Source organism: Acinetobacter wuhouensis, from assembly GCF_001696605.3.
In the GTDB taxonomy this organism is placed as follows: domain Bacteria; phylum Pseudomonadota; class Gammaproteobacteria; order Pseudomonadales; family Moraxellaceae; genus Acinetobacter; species Acinetobacter wuhouensis.
This window is the reverse complement of the sequence record NZ_CP031716.1, coordinates 1365220-1390948: the sequence shown is the minus strand read 5'-3', so window position 1 is coordinate 1390948 and position 25729 is coordinate 1365220. Positions and strand designations below refer to the sequence as shown.

At 38.1% G+C, this 25729-nt stretch carries 14 protein-coding genes; 4 read left to right on the top strand and 10 right to left on the bottom strand.

The window, feature by feature from the left end; all coding sequences use genetic code 11:
- Window positions 1-52 precede the first annotated feature (52 nt).
- Window positions 53-1000 (top strand): lysophospholipid acyltransferase family protein, encoded by a 948-nt coding sequence (locus tag BEN71_RS07250; protein ID WP_068972767.1) that lies wholly within the window; start codon window positions 53-55, stop codon window positions 998-1000.
- On the opposite strand, the gene BEN71_RS07245 is transcribed toward BEN71_RS07250, so the two are convergent.
- The 3 genes from BEN71_RS07245 to BEN71_RS07235 all read right to left on the bottom strand — a co-directional run bounded on the left by BEN71_RS07245 (window position 968) and on the right by BEN71_RS07235 (window position 5560).
- Window positions 968-3430, bottom strand: a complete 2463-nt coding sequence (locus tag BEN71_RS07245; protein ID WP_227542665.1) for a DNA internalization-related competence protein ComEC/Rec2 — start codon at window positions 3428-3430, stop codon at window positions 968-970. The genes BEN71_RS07250 and BEN71_RS07245 overlap by 33 nt on opposite strands.
- A gap of 203 nt (window positions 3431-3633) precedes the next feature.
- On the bottom strand, window positions 3634-4332 hold the full coding sequence (gene lolD, locus BEN71_RS07240; protein WP_068972765.1) for a lipoprotein-releasing ABC transporter ATP-binding protein LolD: 699 nt from the start codon (window positions 4330-4332) through the stop codon (window positions 3634-3636).
- Window positions 4325-5560 carry a lipoprotein-releasing ABC transporter permease subunit gene (locus tag BEN71_RS07235; protein WP_068972764.1) on the bottom strand — a complete coding sequence of 412 codons (1236 nt, stop codon included), beginning with the start codon at window positions 5558-5560 and terminating at the stop codon, window positions 4325-4327. The genes lolD and BEN71_RS07235 overlap by 8 nt, the downstream gene beginning before the upstream one ends.
- A gap of 23 nt (window positions 5561-5583) precedes the next feature.
- On the opposite strand from BEN71_RS07235, the gene BEN71_RS07230 reads away from it, so the two are divergent.
- Both BEN71_RS07230 and BEN71_RS07225 read left to right on the top strand, forming a co-directional pair.
- Complete coding sequence (locus BEN71_RS07230; RefSeq protein ID WP_068972763.1) at window positions 5584-6156, top strand: PilZ domain-containing protein; 573 nt, start codon at window positions 5584-5586, stop codon at window positions 6154-6156.
- A gap of 19 nt (window positions 6157-6175) precedes the next feature.
- Window positions 6176-6799, top strand: a complete 624-nt coding sequence (locus BEN71_RS07225; protein WP_068972762.1) for a LysE family translocator — start codon at window positions 6176-6178, stop codon at window positions 6797-6799.
- Between the two features lie 99 nt (window positions 6800-6898).
- Here the strand turns inward: BEN71_RS07225 and BEN71_RS07220 are convergent, their stop codons facing one another.
- Both BEN71_RS07220 and BEN71_RS07215 read right to left on the bottom strand, forming a co-directional pair.
- Window positions 6899-7735 (bottom strand): SDR family oxidoreductase, encoded by an 837-nt coding sequence (locus BEN71_RS07220; RefSeq protein ID WP_068972761.1) that lies wholly within the window; start codon window positions 7733-7735, stop codon window positions 6899-6901.
- A gap of 85 nt (window positions 7736-7820) precedes the next feature.
- On the bottom strand, window positions 7821-9341 hold the full coding sequence (locus tag BEN71_RS07215; protein ID WP_068972760.1) for a flavin-containing monooxygenase: 1521 nt from the start codon (window positions 9339-9341) through the stop codon (window positions 7821-7823).
- Window positions 9342-9450: 109 nt separating this feature from the next.
- Between BEN71_RS07215 and BEN71_RS07210 the strand changes: the two genes are divergently transcribed.
- Complete coding sequence (locus BEN71_RS07210; protein ID WP_068972759.1) at window positions 9451-10083, top strand: TetR/AcrR family transcriptional regulator; 633 nt, start codon at window positions 9451-9453, stop codon at window positions 10081-10083.
- A 195-nt stretch (window positions 10084-10278) separates the two neighbouring features.
- Here the strand turns inward: BEN71_RS07210 and BEN71_RS07205 are convergent, their stop codons facing one another.
- From BEN71_RS07205 to BEN71_RS07185, 5 genes are all read right to left on the bottom strand, one after another.
- A complete protein-coding gene (locus BEN71_RS07205; protein WP_068972758.1) occupies window positions 10279-11952 on the bottom strand; it encodes a ShlB/FhaC/HecB family hemolysin secretion/activation protein in 1674 nt (557 codons plus the stop codon).
- A 3-nt stretch (window positions 11953-11955) separates the two neighbouring features.
- Window positions 11956-18687 carry a YDG domain-containing protein gene (locus BEN71_RS07200; RefSeq protein ID WP_117276779.1) on the bottom strand — a complete coding sequence of 2244 codons (6732 nt, stop codon included), beginning with the start codon at window positions 18685-18687 and terminating at the stop codon, window positions 11956-11958.
- 166 nt (window positions 18688-18853) lie between these two features.
- Window positions 18854-19381 carry an adenylyl-sulfate kinase gene (gene cysC, locus BEN71_RS07195; RefSeq protein ID WP_227542664.1) on the bottom strand — a complete coding sequence of 176 codons (528 nt, stop codon included), beginning with the start codon at window positions 19379-19381 and terminating at the stop codon, window positions 18854-18856.
- A gap of 56 nt (window positions 19382-19437) precedes the next feature.
- On the bottom strand, window positions 19438-20244 hold the full coding sequence (locus tag BEN71_RS07190) for a sulfotransferase family protein (protein ID WP_068972755.1): 807 nt from the start codon (window positions 20242-20244) through the stop codon (window positions 19438-19440).
- A gap of 281 nt (window positions 20245-20525) precedes the next feature.
- Window positions 20526-25679 carry a DUF4011 domain-containing protein gene (locus BEN71_RS07185; RefSeq protein ID WP_068972754.1) on the bottom strand — a complete coding sequence of 1718 codons (5154 nt, stop codon included), beginning with the start codon at window positions 25677-25679 and terminating at the stop codon, window positions 20526-20528.
- Window positions 25680-25729: the final 50 nt, after the last annotated feature.

Here is a 25729-nt window from a genome sequence, read left to right as displayed (position 1 = left end):
ATTTTGCCAAATCACTACACAATTCCACCTCAGCGTTAATTTTTTGCCCCAGATGACTGATAATCAAAAGACAATAACCACACGACTACTTAATTTTTGTAGTCGACTTCCTATTCCAATTGCGCGTTTTATTGCGCGTTTTTTGGCTGGATTAGTTAATTTATTACAAGTCACTAAAACATCGAAAATTATACGTCTAAATATTGAAATCTGTTTTCCTGATATGGATCAGAAAAGACGAGAAAAAATTACTGAACAAGCCATTCGAAATGAATTGCAATCCTATATGGAGTTTTTCTCTATCTGGGGAGGATCGAATGAAAAAAATATTGCACGCATTCACAATATTCAAGGTGAACAACTTTTTCACGATGCCATCCAAGCAGGTAAAGGCTTAGTTTTAATCGTTCCTCATTTTGGAACATGGGAAGTCATGAATGCATGGTTCGCACAATATACACAAATGACCATCATGTATGAACCGATCAAAGATGCAGGTGCGGATCAATTTGTCCGCACTGCACGTAGCCGCGAAAATGCTACTCTTGTTCCAACTGATGAATCTGGCGTACGTCAAATTTTTAAAGCCTTGAAACGCGGTGGAACCACTGTGATTTTACCTGATCATTCGCCACACCATCAAAGTGAACTAATTAAGTATTTTGGTATTCCACTATCTTCAAGTAACCTCAGCGCTAAACTCATCCAAAAAACCAAAGCCAAAGCATTATTTCTTTATGCAATTCGAAATGATAATGATGGTTTTGATATGTTTATTGAACCAATCGATGAACAAATTTACCAAGTTGATGCCAATCAAGGTACGCGTCTTATTTTCAATACTCAAGAAAAGCTGATTCGAAAATATCCTGTACATTATCACTGGAGTTATAAACGCTTTAAAGCTAATCCTGAATTGAAAAAAATCTATGATATACCTAAGCAAGATGCGACAGCATTGATTCATTCAGTCCGCAATAGCTCCCTTATTGAAGATTAACCATTTACGCGTTGAACGAAAATCACTTTCTGTCATCACTCCCTTAGTATTTAAATCAAATTGAATCGAACCTTGCTCAATGGTTGTTTTAAATGGAATTTTAAGTACTTCTAATCGCTTCAATACCAATGGATGTGGATGTCCATAACGATTTGCGTAACCCACTGAAGCAATTGCAAGTTTTGGTTTTAGTTGTTTCAAAAATGCATATGAAGAACTATTGTGACTACCATGATGTCCCAAGACCAATACATCAACTTTTAAATCTGGATATTGTTGTAATAGGTTAAATTCAGTTTCCCAACCAGCATCCCCCATCAAAAGAAAGTTTTGATATGATTTTGATTGCGGTATTTGAATATAGACCACACATGAAAGTTCATTCTGATGATATGGTGCTTGGCTTAACAAATTTTCAGGTGGTGAAAGCACGGTAATTTTGATTTGATCATATTGCCAGTGTTGTCCTTGATGACAATACTCAAAGTTGGCATGCTCAAATCGAGCATCTTTTTCATTAGAATATACTTTTTTAATTTTGAGTACTTTTTCAACCTCAGAAAAAGCACCGCTATGATCTTGATCTAAATGGGTTAAGATGACCTGATCAAGTTGATCAGTACCTTGTCGCATCAAATATGGAATAATGACATTTTTACCTATACTGAACTGCGACTCATCAAAAGAACCCCCAACATCTATCATCATCTTATGATCTGGCAATTTCAAAAATATAGCTTGTCCCTGCCCAACATCAATGATGTTTAATTGAAAAATTGAAGTATTTTTTTGAGGTAAAAATAACGGTACTAAACATATTACTGCCCAAAACTTGGGTAACACCCTTCTAGGAAGAAATAGAATAAGTACGGCAAATGCGATACACACGATTTCTAAAGTATTAAAAGCCCACCAATTCAATTGAAATGCAAATAATTGATCTAATTTTTCAAGTAAAAACAATAAAATGGATAATAGCCCATCAGCCATTTTAAATATCAATATACCCAAAGGCTCATACAACATACTTACACATGCGGCAAATACTTCAATTGGAACAATTAAAGTGCCAATCATCGGGATCGCGATGAGATTACTGAATGGCGTAATCCATGAAAACTGCTGGAAAATAAACAAAACCAAAGGTAATAGTGCAAGAAAGGTTTTCCACTGCGAATCAAATAATACGCGTAAAAAGAGTTTCGATTTTACTTGCCATGTTTGTACAGCTTCATTCGACTGCTGTTGAATGGTTTGATAGACCCGAATCAAAATAAAACATGCGCCAAAGGACAACCAAAATGCAGCTGAAAGAATGCTAAATGGATCAATGAGTAATAAAACACTGGCTGTCAGCAATAAATGTTTTAAAGCTTGGATTTTCTGTTTCAGTAAAATAATCACACTTAAAATTGAAACAGTAATCAGGGTACGTACAGCAGGTATTTCAAAACCAACAAAAGCAGTATAAAAAATCACACATGCCCAAAAAGGAAAAACCAATAAATACGGTCTTGGTATTTTCAAAAATAAGCATGGATAAATACTTTGGATAATTTTATTGACAATAAAACAAAAAATAACTGCAAAAATCAGTACATGCGGTCCCGAAATCGCCAATAAATGTGAGATTCCCAATTTCTTAAAAAAATCTTGTGTTTGATTAGAAAGCAGACTTTCATCACCTGTAAGTAATGCCAACAACAAACCTTTATTTTGTAATGATGAATTCAAAATCATCGTTCTGAAATCCAATCTTAATGATTCAATTTCCAGTTGGATTTTATTCAATAGTCCATGTTGTTGGCGGACAAAAGCCCCATAGCCCAACTGCTGTACCTTATTTTCATCCAAAGCTTCAAATGATTGCGCTTTTAATTGCCCCGAAATATTCTCTTGAATAAGCCATTTTTCTTTATCAAATACCCCTTCCACAGCAAAACCATGAATAGGCTTTATTTCCCCAGCAACACGATAATATTGTCCGAGCTGAATGGTCTCCAACTGAGATGGATTGACATACATCATGACTTGAATCGGTTGTTGCGCTGTTAATACGGTGACACGTTGTTGAATAGTTTTTTGTATTGATTGCTGATTTTTTGAATTTTCCCCCTCAAACTGCTGCAAATTTACCTGATTACTTTCTGAAGTTTTATCTTTGATCTTATTGATATGTGAAATATAGATAATTTGTTCAGTGTGTTTTTGCGCAACCTCTCGTAAACTTAAGCGTTTTTCTAATGCACTATCCCCATAGTACATGCCAAGTAAATAACTGCTTAAACCCAATGCAATGGCATAGAGCATCTTATAAGCAAATACATGCGCATACTTGAACTTTAAATACTTACCCAGTATAAGCGCACTGACTAAGCTGACATTTAAGCAAATATAGACACTTAAATTTTGCGGTATTTGATGTCCCATGAATGAAATACCAAATATCCATCCAAATAAAAGCACGTATATATACATAGAAAATCATTCAGTTTTATTGTTATCAAATTTGTTTTTATCAATTGTAGTGAATTTTGCTCTGATAAAAATTTACGGCTAAGCTCAATCAATCGAACTTAGCCGTTTAATTATACAGTTTTTATAAACTCATGTTTTAAATTTAAACACTAACTTTATTCATCGACCCAAACACCATCTTGCATATGCAAAATGCGGTCAGCAGATTTCGCCAACTGCTCATCATGGGTTACGATCAACATCGCCATATTGAACTCATCTCGTAAATCACGTAACAATTCAAAAATAGATTTTGCTGTTTTACGGTCTAGATTCCCTGTTGGCTCATCTGCAAGCATGAGTTTTGGCTGAGTCACTAAGGCACGTGCCAAAGCCACACGTTGACGTTCACCGCCAGATAACTCACCTGGTTGATGGGTCAAACGATGTGACAAACCGACACGATCAAGCAAATATTCTGCACGCTCTTTGACTTTCTTAAATTCAGCGTCTTTACGCAACATCAAAGGCATTGCAACATTTTCAAGCGCAGTAAACTCTGGCAACAAATGATGGAATTGATAGACAAAACCTAAATGCTCATTGCGAAGGAAACCACGTTCAGATTCACCTAAGGTATCAAAACGTTTACCATTTAAATTGACAATACCCTGAGATGGTAAATCTAAACCACCCAAGATGTGCAATAAGGTACTTTTACCCGAACCACTCGAACCAACGATCGATACAAACTCACCCTGATGAACTTGCAATGATAGACCTTTGATCACGTCAACATGCGACTTACCATCGGTAAATGATTTACATACGCCTTGCGCTTCTAAAACAATCGGGGTGGCTAAAGCACTATTCATAACGAAGCGCCTCCGCAGGTTGAATTTTTGCCGCACGCATTGCAGGATAAATCGTCGCTAAGAAACTGAGTAATAATGATAATCCAACGATCACGACCACATCTTGCCATCTTAAATACGAAGGTAGGTAGTTAATAAAATATGCATCGAATAGGTGTAATCCAAATGCTGAGTTTAACCACCCGATAAAGTTACTAATGCCCAGTGCTGAAATAATTCCCAATACAGCCCCTGCAATAGTTCCGACTACACCAATCACTGTACCTTGTACCATAAAGATTTTTGTAATCGTGGCTGGAGATGCACCTAAAGTTCTCAGAATCGCAATGTCTGATTTTTTATCAGTTACGACCATCACCAAGGAAGAAACAATATTAAATGCAGCAACCAATACAATCAGGAATAATAAAAGACTTACCATTGCCTTTTCCATTTGAATTGCACTGAATAAATTCCCATGGGTATAAGTCCAATCCGAAGCATAAAAGTTGCCTGGTAATTCTCGGACAATTTCATTTGAAATTTGTGGTGCAAGGAAAATATCATCCAACTTCATGCGTACACCCTGTGCGCCATCTGGAAGGCGTAGCAAAGTTGAAGCATCATTGAGTGCGATATAACCCAAACTAGAGTCAACTTCTGCACCAATACTGAAAATACCCACAATTTTAAATCGTTTAAAACGCGGGACAACTCCAGCTGGAGATGGTGTCGCTTCTGGTAATACCAAAGTTACATTGTCATTCAACCGCAATCCGAGTGCGTCTGTCATTTGTTTACCTAAAACAATGCCATATTCACCTTTTTTGAGTTGATCTATGCTACCTTCAACCATGTGATTTTGAACGATTGATACTTTCTTTTCGTACTGTGGTTCAATCCCAGTGACCATAATTCCAGCAACCTGACCTTGCGCTGTAAGCATGCCTTGTAACTGGGTAAATGGAGCAACGCCAGTGACATGCTCATGTTGTTCAATTTTCTTTGCAAGAACTGGCCAGTCTGTTAAAATTTGTGTTGAAGAAACAGTAGCTTGAGGTATCATACCTAAGACACGGTTCTTTAGCTCTCGGTCGAAACCATTCATAACAGAAAGCACTGTAATGAGTACAGCAACGCCTAAGGTTAGACCGATCATGGAAACCAGAGCAATAAAAGAAATAAAGTGATTACTACGCCGTGCGCGAGTGTATCTCAACCCTATATACAGCGAGATTGGTTTAAACATACCATTCTAGTCCGAGGTGTTTTATGGAAGCGTTACAGCAACAAAATGAAGCAAGTGAACGTCGTGTGATGTCACGAATCGATGCTGCATTAAGAATCAACTATCAAATCATTTCTGAAGAAGTTGCGCTGAACGACCCATACGATCCTAATTTTGTATTACCGCGCTATTTTCTACTACTTGCAGAATTAGATCAATTTGATCATGCACTTCACTACGAATTAGAACAATTAAATGAAAAAGATCAACAAATTGCTCGAATCTTATCCTTATTCAACCAAAAATTAAACCTCATTACGGGTTCTCTTTACGATTCAATTGTACAAACCATGTTACCAACCCCGCAAAATGTGAATTTTTCGGAGAATGGTTTTAGCTTTAATAATCCGCAATTACTGAAACAAGGTAGTTTTATACACGTGACATTAAGTCATCCTGAAAATTTCTTCCATATTGCGGCTACAGCACAAATCGCCTATTGCGAACTAGATGCAAATGAACAATATCGAGTCGGAGCATATTTCATTACGTTGCATCCTCAAGACAAAGTAAAACTTGCAGAATGCATTCAACAACATCTGTTAAGCAGTAATTGATCTCGAAAGTATAATACCCATGAGTACAACAGTACTGGCTTTTGCAATGATTTCTCTGGGCATGGCACTCACCCCTGGCCCCAATATGATTTATCTGATCTCACGGTCATTATGCCAAGGTAAAACAGCAGGTTTTATTTCCTTAGCTGGAACGGCATTGGGTTTTGTTTTCTATATGTTATGTGCTGCTCTCGGAATCACAGCCTTGCTGATGACCATTCCGCTTGCCTATGATGTATTAAAAATTGCAGGCGCACTTTACCTGATCTATCTAGGATGGAAAGCCATTCGCTCTCCACACTCTCCTTTTGAAATGGTGAATGTGCAAAGCTATTCAAACTCTAAACTATTGTTAATGGGTTTTCTGACCAATTTACTCAATCCCAAAATTGCCATGATGTATTTGGCACTCCTTCCCCAATTTATTCAGCCACATGAAAATTATGTATTGCTACAAACCATTTCATTGGGCTTAGTTCAAATCATCATCAGCTTAATTGTAAACTCAATATTTATTCTAACAGCAAGTTCATTTACCCAATTTCTCAATCGCCATACTTTGTGGCTAAAACTTCAAAAATGGTTCATGGGCACAGTTTTCTTTGGATTAGCCACTCAAATTATTCTCAGTTCAAGAAGATAAAAAGATATTTGTAAATAAAAAAAGCTCAAAGTGAAGTGTTCACTCTGAGCTGATCAAGGTATTTAAAAATCCAAACGAAACGATGATTTAGTTCATTCATTATTTGGTTAATTTATGAATTCGGCTTGCATAACCTGAATGTGCAGAATGATCAAGTTTGGTTAAAATACCATCATCGCCTAAAATCTTACGTGCACCTTTTTGCATCCATTGTGGCATCAAACCATAAGCCCCATGTACTGTTTGTAAAAAATCAGGCACAGCAATAAATAATCGTGGCTTAATCAAAGTACTCACAACAGCATTTGCCACTTGTTGGGGTGTCACTGAAGGAATGGTTTTAGATGCTTGATCCGTGCCTGTGGTCAATTCCGTTAAAACTTTACTTGGTAGAATTGCGGTGAATTGAATATTAGAGTCACGGAACTCACCTGCTACAGCTTCAGTTAAACCAATGACAGCAAACTTAGTTCCTGAATAAACTGCTGAACCTGGTAAAGCAAAACGTCCTGCAAGCGAAGCAATATTGACAATATGACCTGTGCCCTGTTTGATCAATTCAGGCAAAGCCAACTGCATGCCGATAATCACACCACGGAAATTAATATCAATTTGTGCATCTGCCAAAGCTGGGTCTTCATCCAAAAATGCTCCCATTGGCATAATCCCTGCGTTATTCACCAAAGCATAGAGACTGCCATAATGTTGAATGGTATTGTCAATGAATTGCGCAAATGACTCACGATTTCGCACATCCACTTTAAATGCTTTCGCACCGATTCTTTTTGCTTCTTTTTCAGCAAGTTCAAGATCTACATCGCCAATGCTGACTTGAGCACCTTGGGCAATCAAAGCTTCTGCCGTTGCTAAACCAATACCACGCGCAGCACCTGTAATCGCAACTACTTTGCCTTTTAATTTTTGTTTTTTAAACATCACTCATTCCTTTTACTTTTTTTAAAAATTTGTTTATCAAAATATTCTTTTATCAAGATCTAAATTGAGATAGCCAAATCGTGATTTACACGACATGTTCAGACTTTTTCTGAGTCTGAGATTCAGGCAAATAATCAATTAAGTATTCTTTTAACTCAAAATGCTTCATCTTTTCGCGCAGCTTAAATGTCGTCCACGGCCAAACCGTACTATTGCGTCCATTGCGGTCAATAAAGTAACTCTGACAACCACCTTTATTCCACACAGTTGATTGAAGTGCTGCCTGAACTTTTTCATTAAACGCTTTGGTAATTTTTGGATTAGGTTCAATTGTTTTAATACCCAATTCAATCGCTTGCTTTAATGCATCCATAATATAATCAAGTTGCGCTTCAATGATAATGAAAGCAGAAGAACTAACTGCCACATTCGGGCCAAACATCAAGAAACCATTCGGGCAATTCTCAACCATTGTCCCCATATAACCCTCTGGACTACCCTGCCATACATCCGACATTTTCTGTCCGAATCGATTATAAACACGATTGGCAATCGGTGGTTCTGCAATTTCAAAACCTGTTCCAAGAATAATCACATCAACTTCACAACTTTCCCCATTTGCAGCAATCAACGTATTGCCTTTCACTTCAGCTAATCCACTGGCAATCACGTCTACATTTTTTTGTGCAAGCGCAGGATACCAATTGTTAGATTGGAGAATACGCTTACAACCAATAATGAAATTCGGGGTCAATTTTTCACGTAAAATAGGATCTATAATATGGAAATTTAAATGCCATTTAGCGAGTTTTTGGAATTGTTTCATTGCTGCTGGACTTTGAATACCACCGTTAATGGTTTCAAAAATTCCATAAACTGAACCTCGCATGAGTTGTTGCGTCATTGGCAATAACTTAAACATGGCACGTACTGGCGCAAGCAGTGGCATATCAGACTTTGGCAGAACCCACTGTGCGGTACGTTGGAATACAGTAAGTTGTTGTACTTTAGGCTGAATTTGTGGCACGAATTGCAGTGCAGAAGCACCCGTCCCAATCACTGCAACACGCTTTCCTGTTAAATCAAGATCATGGCGCCATTGCGATGAATGGAAAATTTCGCCTTTGAAGTCTTCAATGCCTTTGACATTTGGCAATACTGGCTCATGCATAGGACCACAGGCAAGAATAGCGAATTGTGATCTTAATTCACCTTGATTGGTCTGAATGATCCAACATTGTTCTGCATCCGACCATTTTGCTTCTAAAGCTTCTTGGTTCAAATGCACATGCGGCATGACTTTATATTTATCGACCACATCGAATAAATACTGTTTAATTTCTTTTTGTTGCGCGAATACACGTGACCATGATGGGTTTTGCTCAAAAGAATAGGAATACAACGCAGAAGGTACATCGCATGCACAACCTGGATAAGTGTTTTCACGCCAAACCCCGCCCATTTCCGAAGCTTTTTCTAAAAGAATAAAATCTTCAATGCCCGCTTCTTTTAATTTAATCGCAGCGCCTAAACCTGCGAATCCACCACCAACAATGATGATTTTATAAAAAATATGCGCTTTACTGTTATTTTTGTGTTGATCCATGATGAAAATCGCTTAGAATATAAACAATAGGAATACAATGTCAAAAACGGAATGACTTGTCAATTTCCATTGTTTGACAGTTTCAAATTTAATTTGGTATTTTTTGCCTATGAATGAAAAAGTAAATTTAAGTCGCGCAGAACGTCAACGCTTACAATTACAAGCGGATATTTTAGAAGCTGCTTTTCTTGAGTTTTCTGAACGTGGTTATCATCAGACTGCGATTGCCGATATTGCCAAACGTGTCGGTGTTGGTCATGGGACCTTCTACCGCCATTTTGAAAATAAACGCGATATTTTACAGCATGTCATTTCTGATACTTTACAAAAAATTATGGCTTTGCTGACGGGTGAAAATGCACCTCAAGCCGTGAATAATATTGAAGAATATCGTGAACAATGTCAGCGTATTTCTGAGCGATTAAGGCATTTTGCAGAAGATAATCCTTTAACATTAAAATTGTTATTGTTAGAAGCCACTTCGATTGATGTTGAAATGACCAAGTTTGTACAAAGCATCATGCAAATGGCAGGTGTATTAACAGCTAACTATTTACAACATGGTGTGGAACTCGGATTCTTTCGAGAAAACCTTGATTGCGAAAATACAGGGCATAACATTGTGGGTATGATTATGAATGGGGCACTACGTTTCCTCGCAAATCCTGAGGATACTGAGAGTTTAAAGAAATATGGTGACTCTATTATTGATTTGATTATCAGCGGAATGATAAGAACTTAGTTTTAAATTATTCTTCACACTTGAATCAATAAGCCTTAATTGAATAATGTCTTTACTCGATAATTTTTTTCTACACATATTTAAAATAAAAAAGGGAAGCCGAAGCTTCCCACGGGGTACTGACACTTTTATCATTATCATTTAGATCAAGCTTTTATCCTTAACCTAACAGTGCCTTTGCTTGATCACACTGGCTTAGAAAGTCTTTCTTAAACTAATCCAATATTGATGATCATCTCGGTCTTTCATTTGCTCTGGCGTATTTCCAATTGGAAATGCAACTTCTGCATTGGCTTGAATATTCCATGCATTTGTCCAATTTACGCCCAAACCTGCACTGCTGATCTGAACTTGATTGTCACCTGTCACACCTGCCCATTTTTTCGCATTTAAAGTCACTTCTGCGGTATCCACAAAGACTTTTCCTGTGATTTGATTCTTAGCATCTGCAAATAAGCTTTGGCGTAACTCAGCTGTTGCTAAATAACCTGTAGAGCCTGCAAACTGACTAGACTCATAACCACGGACGTTAAATGGACCTCCACCTAAGTACTGTTCCGCGCTGTCTAGGTTATATGGGCTGTATTGTCCATAAATTCCTAAATAGCCTTGTGTGCCATTTTTACCCAGATTTTGTAACCGTGACAGATTTAAACTGGCAGTATAGTAATCCCCTGCTGTTTTGGCTGTTTGCGCATCGAGTGCTGATGCATCATCATTTTTAAATTTTACGTGTCCAAAACTGGTTGAAGCACCGTATTGAGTTAAGCCTCCACCTAAGAATTGATCAAACTGCGAACCATCGAGTCGTGCTGTAACGACATCAATATCGCGGTGTTTATAGTATTGGTTGAGTTTAATGTCATCTTCAAGCTGCTTGTGATCATATTGCAATGTGAGTAGGACTTCTGCATTATTGGTCAATAAAGCAGGTTGGCTAATAAAAACACTGGTCTGTGCTGCACTACCTTCTGCACCAAGCACTTTGAGTTCTTTCCCCAGTTCATAGTCTAAGTAAGAATAACTAGCACCTGCACGAGTACCCATACCTGTAAATGTGAAAGCATATCCTACACGTCCATAGTTCATGCGCTCACCTGCAGTCATCAGGTCTAAGCTAAGTTCATCTCCTAAACCTGCAAGGTTATAAGCAGCGATCCCTGCTGTGCCTCGAACACGACTGGTATATTTGTTCCCAAAGTTATCCGCGCCAATATATCCACCCAACATGGATGAATTGTTGACTTCAACATTGAGCTGGCTACTGCCAACTGTTGCACCTGGTGCAAGTACATTTCGTGTTGTCACGCCTTTTAAACGATTCAACAATTTAAGTTGTTGTTGCATCTGGTCACTGTCAATGCGTTCGCCTTGCTTAAGTGGTGCAACAGTTTTTTCAATCAACCAGTTTTGAGTGCGACTTTGATTGTCGATTTGGGTTTTGTCGTAATACGCTTCAAGGACATTGATTTGTACAACACCTTGACTTAAATTTTGTTGTGGTAAATAGGCACGGCTATACTCATAACCTTGTTGCTGATAATACGCTGTGATTCGTTGCGTCACCTGCCAAAGTTGATTTAAGTTCAGCTGTGTTCCTTCTGCATCTGCAACTAAACGATGTAGCTGTTCAGAACTAAAACGACTATTGCCTGTGATTTCAATTTTTTGTACAGGGATTTGTACATCACTGCTGTTCGGTGCTGTAGTATTTGTGGCACTTTCAACTTCAACCGCTGTTTGTGGCTCTAAGGTCTGCCCTTGTTGTTGCTGTTGCAGTAACTGTCCTGCATTGGGTGCAGGCGCAGCAATTACTGACATTGAGCAAGCAAAAATTGAAATTGCTAAAAGGTTATGTTGTAGTTTCATCAATTAATGCTCCCCAGAAATTTTATTTAAACCAACCAAATTTACACCACCATCAATCACTTCGATTTTGATTTCACCTTGTGGTTCAAATTGATCTTTATCTCTTTCTAATGCTTGAATAGCTTGTAAATATGCTGCGCTAGGTTGGAATATTACTGGATTTACCATCGGTTTGATCGTTGCTGTTGTTGTCGCTGTGCTATCAACAAGTTCATAGTTTGCTGCATCATCACCAGAAAGTGTAATCCCTTTGATAGTCACGGTTTTACCTGTGCCTGCATTCTTGTCCGCAAACTGACCTTGCGCAGAACCTACAGTCAATGAGTCACCATTCAATAAACCATTGAATGTTGCAGAGCCTGTATTCAAGCTGACATTGGTTGTTCCATCATAAACACGGTCATTGGCAGTGATACCAGTAATATTATCAATCTTAGCTTTACCAATATTGGCTTTTGCAGTTGCTGTGTTATTAACAAGTTCATAGTTTGCTGCATCTGCGCCAGATAAGGTAATACCATTGATATTTACGGTTTTACCTGTACCTGCGTTTTTGTCTGCAAACTGACCTTGCGCAGAACCCACAGTCAACGAGTCACCATTCAATAAACCATTGAATGTTGCTGAACCTGTATTTAAGCTTGCATTGGTTGTCGTATCATAAGTACGGTCATTGGCTGTGATACCAGTAATATTATCAATCTTAGCTTTGCTAATATTGGCTTTTGCAGTTGCTGTGTTATTAACAAGTTCATAGTTTGCTGCATCTGCGCCAGCTAAGGTAATTCCATTGATATTTACGGTTTTACCTGTACCTGCATTTTTGTCTGCAAACTGACCTTGCGCAGAACCCACAGTCAACGAGTCACCATTCAATAAACCATTGAATGTTGCTGAACCCGTATTTAAGCTTGCATTGGTTGTCGTATCATAAGTACGGTCATTGGCTGTGATACCAGTAATATTATCAATCTTAGCTTTACCAATATTGGCTTTTGCAGTTGCTGTGTTATCAACCAGTTCATAGTTTGCTGCATCTGCGCCAGATAAGGTAATACCATTGATATTTACGGTTTTACCTGTACCTGCGTTTTTGTCTGCAAACTGTCCTTTTGCTAAGCCTACAGTCAATGAATCACCATTTAATAAACCATTGAACGATGCAGAACCTGTATTTAAACTTGCATTGGTGGTCGCATCATATATACGGTCATTGGCTGTGATACCAGTCACATGATCAATCTTGGCTTTACCGATATTGGCTTTTGCAGTTGCTGTATTATCAACAAGCTCATAGTTTGCTGCATCTGCGCCAGCTAAGGTAATTCCATTGATATTTACGGTTTTACCTTCACCCGCATTTTTGTCTGCGAACTGACCATTTGCTGAGTCAACAGTCAGTGAATCACCTTCGATTAGACCATTGAACTTTGCTGAACCTGTATTTAAGCTTGCATTGGTGGTCGTATCATAAGTACGGTCATTGGCAATAATACCAGTAACATTATTAATCTTGGCTTTATCTATCGTTAGATTGGCAGTATCACCCAATAAATCATAACCTTGTTGATGTGAATAGAACTGGGCTGTATAGCTACCAGCATTTCGAGCACTACCTGTACCACTTCCGACCAATAATTTGCTTGAATCTAAGTCTTCAGTACTATTGAGTGTCAAATTATGTGTTTTACCATCATAAGTAATATTGCTGGTACTATTTGAGGTATCTACTTTAGTTAGGAAGTTTCTGAGTAACGGTCCTGTATAGCCTTCGTAAATTCTCCAAACAGTGTCCTCATCCCCTTTATTGGAAATATCCCAACCCGCCTCTTTGAAAGTCGAAGACTGTTTCATTTGCGCAGTCGTGATGCCTTTTAAGCTTTCTGGGACTTGTTTTAATGCATCAATTTGAGCTAACGCTTCCGCAGAAAGATCACCGAATTGCTCTTGATTTGCGGCAATAAATCCACCAACCCCTTGGGTTTGACCTGAGGTTTCGGTATTCCAAAAACTATTTGAAACAGTGCCACTTGAAGCATTTAAAAGTGGTGAATCTGGATTTTCATTGTTGTGTGAGTAGTTAACAACAATATGATTTGCACCAAGCAATCCACCTGCATACGTTTGTTCAGCACTTGCACCTGTTGCTGTGACTAAACCTGTCGCATAAGTGTTTTGAATGTCGCCACCAATAGAACTATATCCGCCAAATCCTTGTCCATTAGAACCGACTAAACCACCCGCAAATGCTTCTCCACTCGATGTCGCTGTGACTGAACCTGCGGCATAGCTATCAAGAATACTTGGTCCAGTTCCAACAGGTAAATCCATATTTCGAGTATCATTTGAGTAGTTATTCCCGATATTTACACCTACTAAACCACCAGCATACGCTTGTGCAAGTACCCCACCTTCAAAGCTTGAACTGATGTCTGCTCCTGTAGCACCGTCTATGACTGAACTTTTCACAGACGCTGAAACATCACCAAAGGCATAACTTTCTTGGATGTTGCCAGAATTTTCACCAACCAATCCTCCAGTATATGACTGTGCATACACATGACTGTCTGAATTAAATGCCTCATTAACTGTTTTTTTAATAATTTCAGCCGTTAATGAAGTCTTCACATCACCTAGAGCATAACTTTGAGTAATGTTCCCTGAGTTTTCTCCAACTAATCCACCCGCATATATTTCAGCTTCCACATATGGATTGCGTTCTCCATCATATCCAGCGTTTGACTCTTTGCTAATTGCTTTCGCAGTTATATGCCCAAGCGCATCACTATTGCTAATATTTCCATAATCATTAGAACCAACAAGCCCTCCAACTTTTAATATAATTTCTGGGTCTGTATAACGCTCTGCTAAAATTTTACTATCCAAAGTGATATTGGCATCAACATTTCCTGTTGCATGGCTATTTTGTATATCAGCCCCGTAGTTATTACCAACCAATCCACCGAGTTTGGCTTCAACACCTAATCCAAGATCAGTAGTCTCGCTATTTGCATTTAACTTTATATGACCACTCGCTGTAGAATTACTAATTGCTCCATAGTCATTCAAGCCGATCAAACCACCAATGTTTCCTTCAAAGTCAATTCCATTGCTCGTTACAGTAATTGAACCACTCGCTGTAGAATTACTAATTGCTCCATATTCATTCAAGCCGATTAAACCACCGATGTTTCCTTCGAAGTTTTCTCCGTTGTCGGATATAGTTATTAAGCCACTCGCTTGAGAATTGGTAATTTCACTATCGTAATTTTCACCAATCAAACCACCAATGTAGTTATAACTGTCAACACCGATACTACTTGAACTAAAATATCCACCATCAACTGAACTAGATGAATTAATAGATGAAGTTAAAGAAACATTTCCAGTCGCTGTAGAATCAACAACATTCCCAAGGTAATTCGAACCAATCAAACCACCAATGTAGTTATAACTGTCAACACCGATACTACTTGAACTAAAATATCCACCATCAACTGAACTAGATGAATTAATAGATGAAGTTAAAGAAACATTTCCAGTCGCTGTAGAATCAACAACATTCCCAAGGTAATTCGAACCAATCAAACCACCAATGTAGTTATAACTGTCAACATCGATACGACTTGAATTATTATATCCACCATCAACTAAACCAGATGAATTAACAGTTGAGGTTAAAGAAACATTTCCAGTCGCTGTAGAATCAACAACATTCCCAAGGTAATTCGAACCAATCAAACCACCAATATTGTTATAACTGTAAACATTGATATGACCTGAACTATTATTATACCCATCATCAACTGAACCAGATGAATTAACAGTTGAGGTTAAGGAAACATTTCCAATCGCTGTCGAGCCACTAATTGCCCCACCTTCATTCAAACCAACTAATCCACCAAGGTTATTATCACGATTAAAGCTGATATTGCTGTCATCGCCATTTTCACCATTAACTATTGAGTTTAAAGAAACATTTCCAGTCGCTGTAGAGCTACTAATTGCCCCACTATCATTCACGCCAACTAATCCACCAATATTAAAGTTAAGACGAGAATAATTTTCTTCTGAACTATTTACATTTGAAGTTACTGTAATTGCACCAGAAGCTGTACTATCTGAAATACCTAGAACTGGACTCTCTGAATCTATTGCTCCATCTGAACGACGAACTTCGAACTGCCCAACTAAACCGCCAACATTTATTCTTGTCTGCGTAGCATTATTGACTAAAGTAATATCTCCCGTTGCATGTGATGAAATTATTTGTCCATCACTACTATATCCAACTAAACCACCCACATTATGGTCTGAATTACCAAAATATTCATTATTTTCAAAGGTTAAATCTATATTAGTATTCGCCGTTGAATTACTGATCGAACCACCATCATTTATACCAACTAGACCACCTACGAAAGTATCACCTCCTGAAATCGTTCCTGATACTGTTGAATTACTGATCGAACTATCAACATTTATACCAACCAGACCACCAACTGCATAACCACTTCCTAAAATCGCTCCTGATACTTTTGAATTACTGATCGAACCTAAGTAATTATGACCAACCAGTCCACCAACTACTGCATAACTACTTCCTGAAATCGTTCCTGATACTGTTGAATTACTGATCGAACCTGAGTCATTCTGACCAACTAAGCCACCAACTGCATAACCACTTCCTAAAATCGTCCCTGATACTGTTGAATTACTGATCGAACCTGAGTTATTCTGACCAACCAGTCCACCAACTACTGAATAACTACTTCCTGAAATCGTCCCTGATACTGTTGAATTACTGATTGAACCACCAAAATTTCCACCAACTAGCCCACCAAAGATACTTCCAGCACTTCCTGAAATCGCAACATTTGTGAGATTGAGATTATTAATTTCAGCTTTTAGATCTTCTTTCCCCGAAATAAGACCAAACAAACCAACATATCCTTGTTGCTCTTCTGCATTGATGTTTAAATTTGAAATAGTATGATTTTTACCTTCAAAAATACCTGTAAAGCTATTATCCTCAAAAATCTCTGTATCGCTATTATACTTAAAATCACCAATTGGTTTAAAACCCGACGTTCCATTCCAGCTGACTGTACCACTTGCATCTATGTCATTTGCCAGTTCGAAATTGTCATTTAATTTGGTTCCAACACCTTGCACACCATAAATATCGGTCAACCTCCACGGTGTTGCAACAGAACCATCACCACCTAAGGCTCGAATGAAAGTACCGCCATTTAAACGAAAATCTTTGGCATAAAAACTTGGTAATAATGTAGGTGCATTTTGCAACCAATTACCTTGAGCTAAAGTAAATGTATCAACATTTACATTACCTGTAGCGGTGATATTATTGGCAGCATTTAAAGTTAAACCACCATTTTGTGCAGTGATATTTTTATTGATATTAATATTATTATGTGCTGTCAGTGTTAAAGTCGTCGCCGCATTCCAAGTTACATCAGCATTAACATGAATATCGCCTGACTCTTCACCCTCCCTCACCGTTTGTAATTCAATATCTGTTGCCGCTAAATTACTTTGTAGGGTTTCAGCACCTATGCCACTATTTGTTTGATCTACTGTTCCTGAGCTAATCGTAAAATCTGTCGGATCAATTAACCATTTACCTGTTTTACCACCATCAGAACGTGTTGAAACTTGAGTGCCTTTTTGGATTTTAACGTTTGCAGCTGATGTTTCAATAAAACCACCATCTGCACCGTTTTTACCTTCTGCTTTTAATATTCCACTGACTGTAGTTGTCCCAACTTGCATGTCCCCAAGAAGGATAATTTCACCTTTGGCGTTTTGCGTTAAACGATTGGCTTCAATCACACCAGTATGGTTAACTACAGCTTTACTTAAGCTGTCTTTAGCTTTTGCAGTTAAATACACTGCGCCATTGTCAGCAATAATTGCTCCACCATTTTCCACTAAACCTTGCAATACCCCTTGTTCGACTTGATACTGTGTCAAAGAACCATTTTGTAATGCTAAGGTCACCTGACTTGCTGAAGTGAGATGTGTTATGCCATCTGGAGTTTTAATTGTCCCTGTATTTTTTACATTGGGAGCAATTAAGGCAACTGTGCCACCTTTTAAAGTTTGAATTAAACCGTGGTTTTCTACACTGGCATTGCTATTGGCATCGCCTTTTAAAGTGTATTTACCATTTTGTATGTCTGCATCATTTAAGTTGAGTGTAGATGCAACAATCCCCCCCACATTGACCTGTGCTGTTTTTGAGAACACAACGCCATTCGGATTCAGTAAAAACACCTGACCATTGGCATTTAAACGCCCCATGATCTGAGAGGCATTGCTGTCTAACACACGGTTAATTGCGGTAGATGATTGATTCGGTTGATTAAAGTTAACTGTAGCATCTTTACCAATATTAAATGTATTCCAGTTGGCACTCAGGTTTTGAGTATTTTGATTAATATTTAAAGTATTATTATTTTGGCTAAAACTTGCAGAACCTGAGTTGATGTGTGCGCCTGTTGGTAGTTCAACATTTGAAATTGCCGCATGAATGGATAATGGTAACAACGCCATACCAAACAAAATCAAACGTGAAACTTTTTGCGCCAAACTGCTATCAGTAGACTTTGAAGCATCTGAGCTTTGCGAAGCGGTATGATTTTTTGCTAACTCTGAAACGGCTTGCCAACATCCTAGTTGTGCGTTCCAAATAACCTTATAAATTTTGTTCATAAAAACCCCATAAAATATTAAAAAATTCTTTCCTATTTGATCAAAGATACATAGGGGGGGGATATACCTGGAATTAGGTATTTTTATACTTATTTTACTTATAAATTAAATACTTATTAAACATGTTTAATTAAGAAATTAGGCAAACTACACAGTAGTTAAAATTTCAAATGAATATTTTATTTAAGATTTGAATTGCACACTGATCTACATCTAGACCTACTGTATTTATCGTCAAAAAAGGCGACTGAGGTACTTCATAACTTGCCGTAATCCCTGTGAAATTTTCAATTAAACCTAAGCGCGCTTTTTGATATAAACCTTTGACATCACGTTGCTCACACACTTCGAGCGGTGTCGCAATATGAATTTCAAAAAAATCCTCAGCGCCAATGATACTTTTTAACAGGGTTCTATCTTTTTCCAATGGTGTAATAAAAGCAGCAACTACAGTGATACCATCATGATTGAGTAACTTGCAAAGTTCAGCAGCTCGTCTTAAGTTCTCACTACGATCTTGCTCAGAAAAACCTAGATTTCGGTTTAAACCTGCGCGTAATTGATCTCCATCTAAGCCAAAACAAATCTGTTGTGTTGCACGTAATTTTTCAATCAAGCACTGCGCAATCGTACTTTTCCCCGCACCACTTAGCCCCATGAGCCAAATCGTTTTCCCTTTTTTTAATTTTTGCATCGTCATTTGGCTCATGATTTGCTTGATGATTGATTCAGCACACTACGTCTTTGATTTTATGGCTTCGATTTTAACTGCTGCCAAAAAGATAATTTATGGCAACGTTCAAACAAATCTGGTGGCAGAATACTTTTACGCTGATTCAGCTCAATCTTAGCTTTTACTGTATGCATGCCAGGTATTCCATGAACACGGTCAAATACTTCCGCAGAATAACTTAATCGAGTAAAGTCATGCTCGAACCACTCTTCACCGATAAATGAGTAAATCAAACGCATCACTTTTTCAGGTTCAGCGACCAATAAATCATAATCAACTAACAATACAGAACTTGCATGCTCTCCGTAAAAAGCATCCTTAACCGCTGACAGTGAATATCCAAGCAAACGATTGCCACTCAACAAGGCTTCTGTTCGGGTATATACCGTTCCTTTTTCTGCATGAGCAAAAAGTTTTGTATTTTCATAAGGATTCGCCCGATATAGCCTTTCTAGACTATCCATCACCCATGCAACATCACGCACGCAAGCAATCACTTTTGCTTTAGGAAAAACATCTTTAACCAATTGCATACGGGCGCACCACATGCGATTGGTATCGAAAACCACCGATTGTGGGTTGTTTTTATAATAATTGGTAAATAATCCTTTAACTAAGTCACGGCGAGTTTCACGGCTCACAACACCATCAAACTCAGTTCCGACCGAAAGGCTATCTATCAAATTGCTCGACAAGATTGCAACTGGACTTGACATGCCCGCATGGAACTTTGGGTTTTGAGATAAAATTGCAGAAAGTAATGTCGTACCTGAACGTGGTAGCCCAGCGATAAAATGAAATGTTTTATTGTCTTGCTTGCTCACACCTACCCCCAAACTTATGAATATAATCACAAGTCAAAAATTAAAATGTACAGAGTACAAAAGAAATCATATATGTCATAGGGAAAATCCTTTACCCCCATGACATATATTTTTGTCGCCACTAAAGCATCTAAGATTTAAGCAAAATTCATTGCCAAAAAAAATACCTAGAATTGGGTATTTTAAGGTTTTTTATTTATAAAAATTAAATAGATACATTAATAAAACTAACATTTAAAACTAAAAAATCCCTCATTTGAGGGATTCTCCACGAAAATAGATTAAGACACGTTCTGCAACTGCTTCAGAGTTTCTAGTTGCTGATTTAACTTTTCTAAATTCCCATTTGGATCAAGCCACCATTCCACTGTCCAAAGCTGAATAATTTTCCAACCCAGCCCTTTTAAAACTGTTGGACGTAACTGATCACGGTCTCGGGCAGTTGCCGCTTTGGCGTAGTCATCACCATCGACCAATATTCCAGTGAGATATTGACCAGAAATTTCAGGATGTTGAATCGCTAGATCGATACGACTATCACCACTGCCTACAGCCAAATCAACCGTCCAACCGTGTTTCTCAAGTTGTTGTTTTAAATACAGCATAAACTCGTCTTTAGATTTTACTTTTTCAGTGCTCTGGGCGTAATATGGCATTTGACCTGTCTTGGCAAAACTTAGGAAATCTTTCAAGTCACGAACACCTTCACTACTGGTACGCGATAAATCAATCTGCTCAGGTGTCAACGTTGAAAAGACATGTAAACCTTGTCGTGCACGGGTAATCGCAACATTTAGACGGCGCTGTCCACCTTGGCGATTCAACGCACCAAAATTCATTAACAATTTACCGTTTTGGTCTGGCGCATAAGTGATTGAGAAAATAATAATATCTCGCTCATCCCCTTGCACATTTTCTAAGTTCTTAACAAACAAAGGCTCAAAGCCTTCTCGACTGAGTGCTTCTAATTCAGGATGATTTGCCAATTCATTATCTAACAAATCTTCAATGAGTTTTTGTTGGGTAATATTGAACGTTACCACACCAACTGTTTGCTTATATTCAGCATTTAACTGTTGTTGTAAATGTTGAATAATAAATTCGACAATGGCTTGCGCTTCTGCCTTATTGGTACGTGTATCACCTTTATCATAGATGCCTTGTACAGCATGCAATTGAATCGCGGTATCTTTGGCAACAGGTGCAGGGAATGTGAGTAATTCACCTTTATAATATTTTTGGTTACTGAACTGAATCAAGCTTTCATAACGGCTGCGATAGTGCCAATTCAGCACCAACTCAGGCAATTGAGCTGCCAAACATTCATCCAAAATGCTTTCTAAATCTTCCGTCACCTCTTCATCGACTTCTTCGGTATCACCTTTGCCAAAGAAACTGGTCGGTGGCATTTGCTTATTGTCTCCAACCACGATCGACTGCTGTCCACGTGCCAATGCACCGATTGCATCCCACACTGGAATCTGTGAGGCTTCGTCAAAAATTACCACATCAAAGGTTGAATCTGGATCGAGATATTGCGCAACGGATAACGGACTCATCAACATACACGGTTTTAAGCCTGTAATCACATCTGGAATTTGTTTAATTAACTCACGTACAGGGATGTGGCGACGCTTTTTGCCTAATTCTTTATTGAGTAAAGCCCACTGTTTCTTGAATTCGTCTGGATTTTCAAAAATCTTATGCCAACGACGGGTAATTTCTTCGCTGGCAAACTTCTGATGTGCTTGATCTTGTTCAGAGAATTTTTGGATTTTCTGTTGTTGTAACTCACCATTAAACTGATTTAACTCAGGATGTAAACTAAATTGTTGAATAATAAATTGTCGTGCAAGATTCACATCTAACAATTGAACCGCATCTTGTTGTGTAAACTTATCAACTACTTGTAAATGATCAGCAAAACTTGCTAAACCTTGTTGTTTCAGATCAGTTTTTAAAGCTTGCCAATTCAACCAATGACGCCATTCACCTGTCACTGTTTGTAATTGCGTTTGACGTACAAGTAACGAATTAAAAGCAATTTGTGAATATGCTTTTAAACTTTCAGTTTGTATATGTAGATCGGGTAAGAATTGTGAATAGATTTCATCAAGCGATTGAATTTGTTGATTTAGCTCAATAAGTTCATGCTGATTGGCAAAATCCACAGCTTGACGGAGAATTTGAATATCTGGAATACGTGTCGCCAATTGATTTTTTAGCTGTGACCACGCTTTTTCAATATTTTCAAACTGAACCCAATCAGTTTTATCCCCTTGCCAATATTGCTCCAAGCTTTTGCTTAGGCTATTTTCAATTGTAGCAAATTGCTGTTGATGATTCTGTAAGTAAATCAAAATCGGTAAATCATTGTCCACCACTGTAGATGACGGCTTTTGTTTTTCAGTTTGATAACTTCGGATTAAGTTTCTCAGCTGAAATTTTCCAAACCAAGACCACGGCCAGAACTTGGCTGAAGCCTCTCGCCATTTAAACTCGATTTGCTTTAAATCTGCTTGGAAAATGGTTGGATCATATTTAAAAATCAATCGCGTACGATTCTTTGAAATCTCCTCACAAATAGTTTTAGCATCTGAAATTTGACGAATATCAATGGTATCTAGAATTTTTAATAACTTTAAATCATGCTGTTGCGTGAATTGTTTAAGCTGCTGATAAATTGCTAAATCTGCCTGAGCTTGTTGTAAATTTTCAGCTTGCGAAAACTGGCAAATATCTTGCCAAGCTTGGGCTGTCATTTGGAGCTTTTTGACAATGTCAGCGAAATTTTGCTGAACTTGCAAATATTGATCTTGCCAAGCCAAATTCCAAATATTCGAGCTTGCACCATCCGCAAAACCGCTCAATGTCTCGATTGCTGTAGGCGAAATTTGTTGGTATTGCAAAGTTGCTTTTGCCACAAGTTCTTTCAGTTGAGACCGTGATGATTCATTAACTTTCTGAATATCAAGATTGAAACGTAAATTCACCACATCACGATGCAACAGTTCCTCACTCATCGCATCAAACAAACTCCAACCTATTGGATGTTGTTGATGTAAAACAGCGACATGTTGATTTAGATCATCACGACTATTGACCAACTGTTGGGATAAGTGTTGCCATTCTTCTAAAGTCTGTTTTTGTTCAATCGCATAAGGATTGTTATTATTTTCGGCACGTTCACGTAATTGATCTAAAACTTCAATTTTCTGTGCTTTGGCTGAATGTAATTGTAAACACAAATGCCCTAAACCTATCTGATTTAAACGACGATAGACCACATCTAAGGCTGCCATCTTCTCTGAAACGAACAGTACCGATTTACCATCTGCCAAACATTGCGCCACCATATTGGTAATGGTTTGCGACTTACCTGTTCCGGGTGGCCCAGATAGCACAAAAGTACGTCCCAAAGCGGCTGACATCACCGCTGCAAGTTGTGAAGAATCTGATGACAATGGCGTAAATAATTGCTGAGGCTGATATTTTTTATCTAATTCTGTCGGATGCGGAAAGGCCTCTCGCTTTTGAAATGGCTCGCGTGGCGTTTCTATCAAATGATTGACCACTGCTTGCTCTTTGAGTTGTTGCATACGTGAAGATAAATCACGCCACATTAAATATTTTGAAAATGAGAATTGACCAATCGCCGCTTCTGCTTTGACTTCCCACCCTTTCATGTTAATTACAGCACGGCGTACCAGTTGCAAGACAGCATTGACATCCACGCCTGAATCATCTTGCGGTAAAGGATCTAAACCTGCAATTTCAATTTCAAAATCTTGTCGAAGTAATTGTAATAGTGTTGAATTAAACCGAGGTTCATCATCATACATCCACAGTCGATAACCTGACTTTGCAGACTCACGTGTCATCCGTACAGGAATCAGTAATAGTGGTGCTTTAAAAGTTTTCTGCGCCTTTTCAGATTCTTTCCATTCTAAAAATCCAATGGCTAAGAATAAAGTATTCGCCCCACCTTCTTCTAAAGCTGTCCGTGAAGCACGGTAAACCTCAACCAAACGCTTATTCAAAGTGTCCGTGTCTAAACCACTGAATAATAATTGACGTGATAAATTTTCATCAATATAAGTTTGTACATGCTGTGCTTCATTCTCTCGAGTCACATCTTTAAACGAAATATAATCCACACTATGAAAGAAAAATCCTTTATTCTCAGCTAATGCATCTTCTAATGAGGACAATGTTTTTTCTGAACACTGCAAAGGAATACTCAGACGATTATCTTTAAAATTGAGTAATTTATTGCGTAAACTTAAATCAAGTAATCGTCTCAACCAGCGTTGCACACGTGTGGCAACATTTTCATCCGTTGCAGTCAAACCATACTCAGGCAATGAAGCTTGTGTCCATTCAATTTCGTCAGTGTCTAAATTCTTTTGTACATCAATCTGCGTTGAGATCGGACGAACACCACGCAAACGGCTTTGACGAATATCAATGGCAACATAAAACTTTTCAATTTCTTCAGGATTTGTTAGGTATTCTTTCGCAACATCTATCGCCTGTTTCAAACTTCCTTTAGAAGTGATCAATGTAGTTTCGATAAATGTGATTGCACCCAATTCCATACACTTACGCAAGGTTTGAATATCGTCAATGAGAACATCCACAATTGGTGTTTCCTGCAACCATACTCCAATAAAACTATGCCCTTGAACCATCATGACAATTGGATCTAGCCCGATTTGCTCTAGAAGTGAACTCATTAACATGGTGGTGTCTAAACAACATGCCATTTTTTCTTCTAAAATTTGTTTGGCAAAACGGATGCGTTGTCCATGTTCGATATAGCTGGCAGGATTGACAATATAGTGTAGGTCTTGCTCAATCAGCGACTGCCAAATTGCCTGAATTTGATTAAATACTCGTTCATTATTTTTATCCTGATAGCCGTTTAAACTGCCCAATTGCTTCGCATTCAACCATTCACTGGCACGCTTTAAAATCGGAAGTAAAGACGCAGCATTGGGTTGTGAAAAACTGGCTAACAGCTCTAAGGGTTGCTTCTCACCGCCCCATGTATCGACAGTTAAAACCTCGATCTCTTCTTGTTGTTCTGCAAGTATCTTTCCTTCTAAATCAACCCATTTAAAAGACAATGATGCTTTGATATTTTCAGAAAGGTTTAAAAGATAATGAATATCAAAATGTAATTTTGGATTATTCAAAGCAATGCTCTGCTCTGCTTCAATTGCAGCAATTTTAATCTCTGTACTTTGAATAAACTCAGGATTTGCTTGAATAATTAACTTAGTTTCAGCAATGCGACTATTACTGCTTAGAGTGATGTTACGAATCAAAGGGATAGAATTCTGCTGAAAAACAAAGTTCAGACTCGAACCGGCATCGACTGAGATTTTAAATGATGTGAGTTGCTGTTGATGTAGAACATCTAAATCTGACATGAAGAATTTTATCCTAAAACTTTTTTGATTATTGATTGCTTGATTCAGCT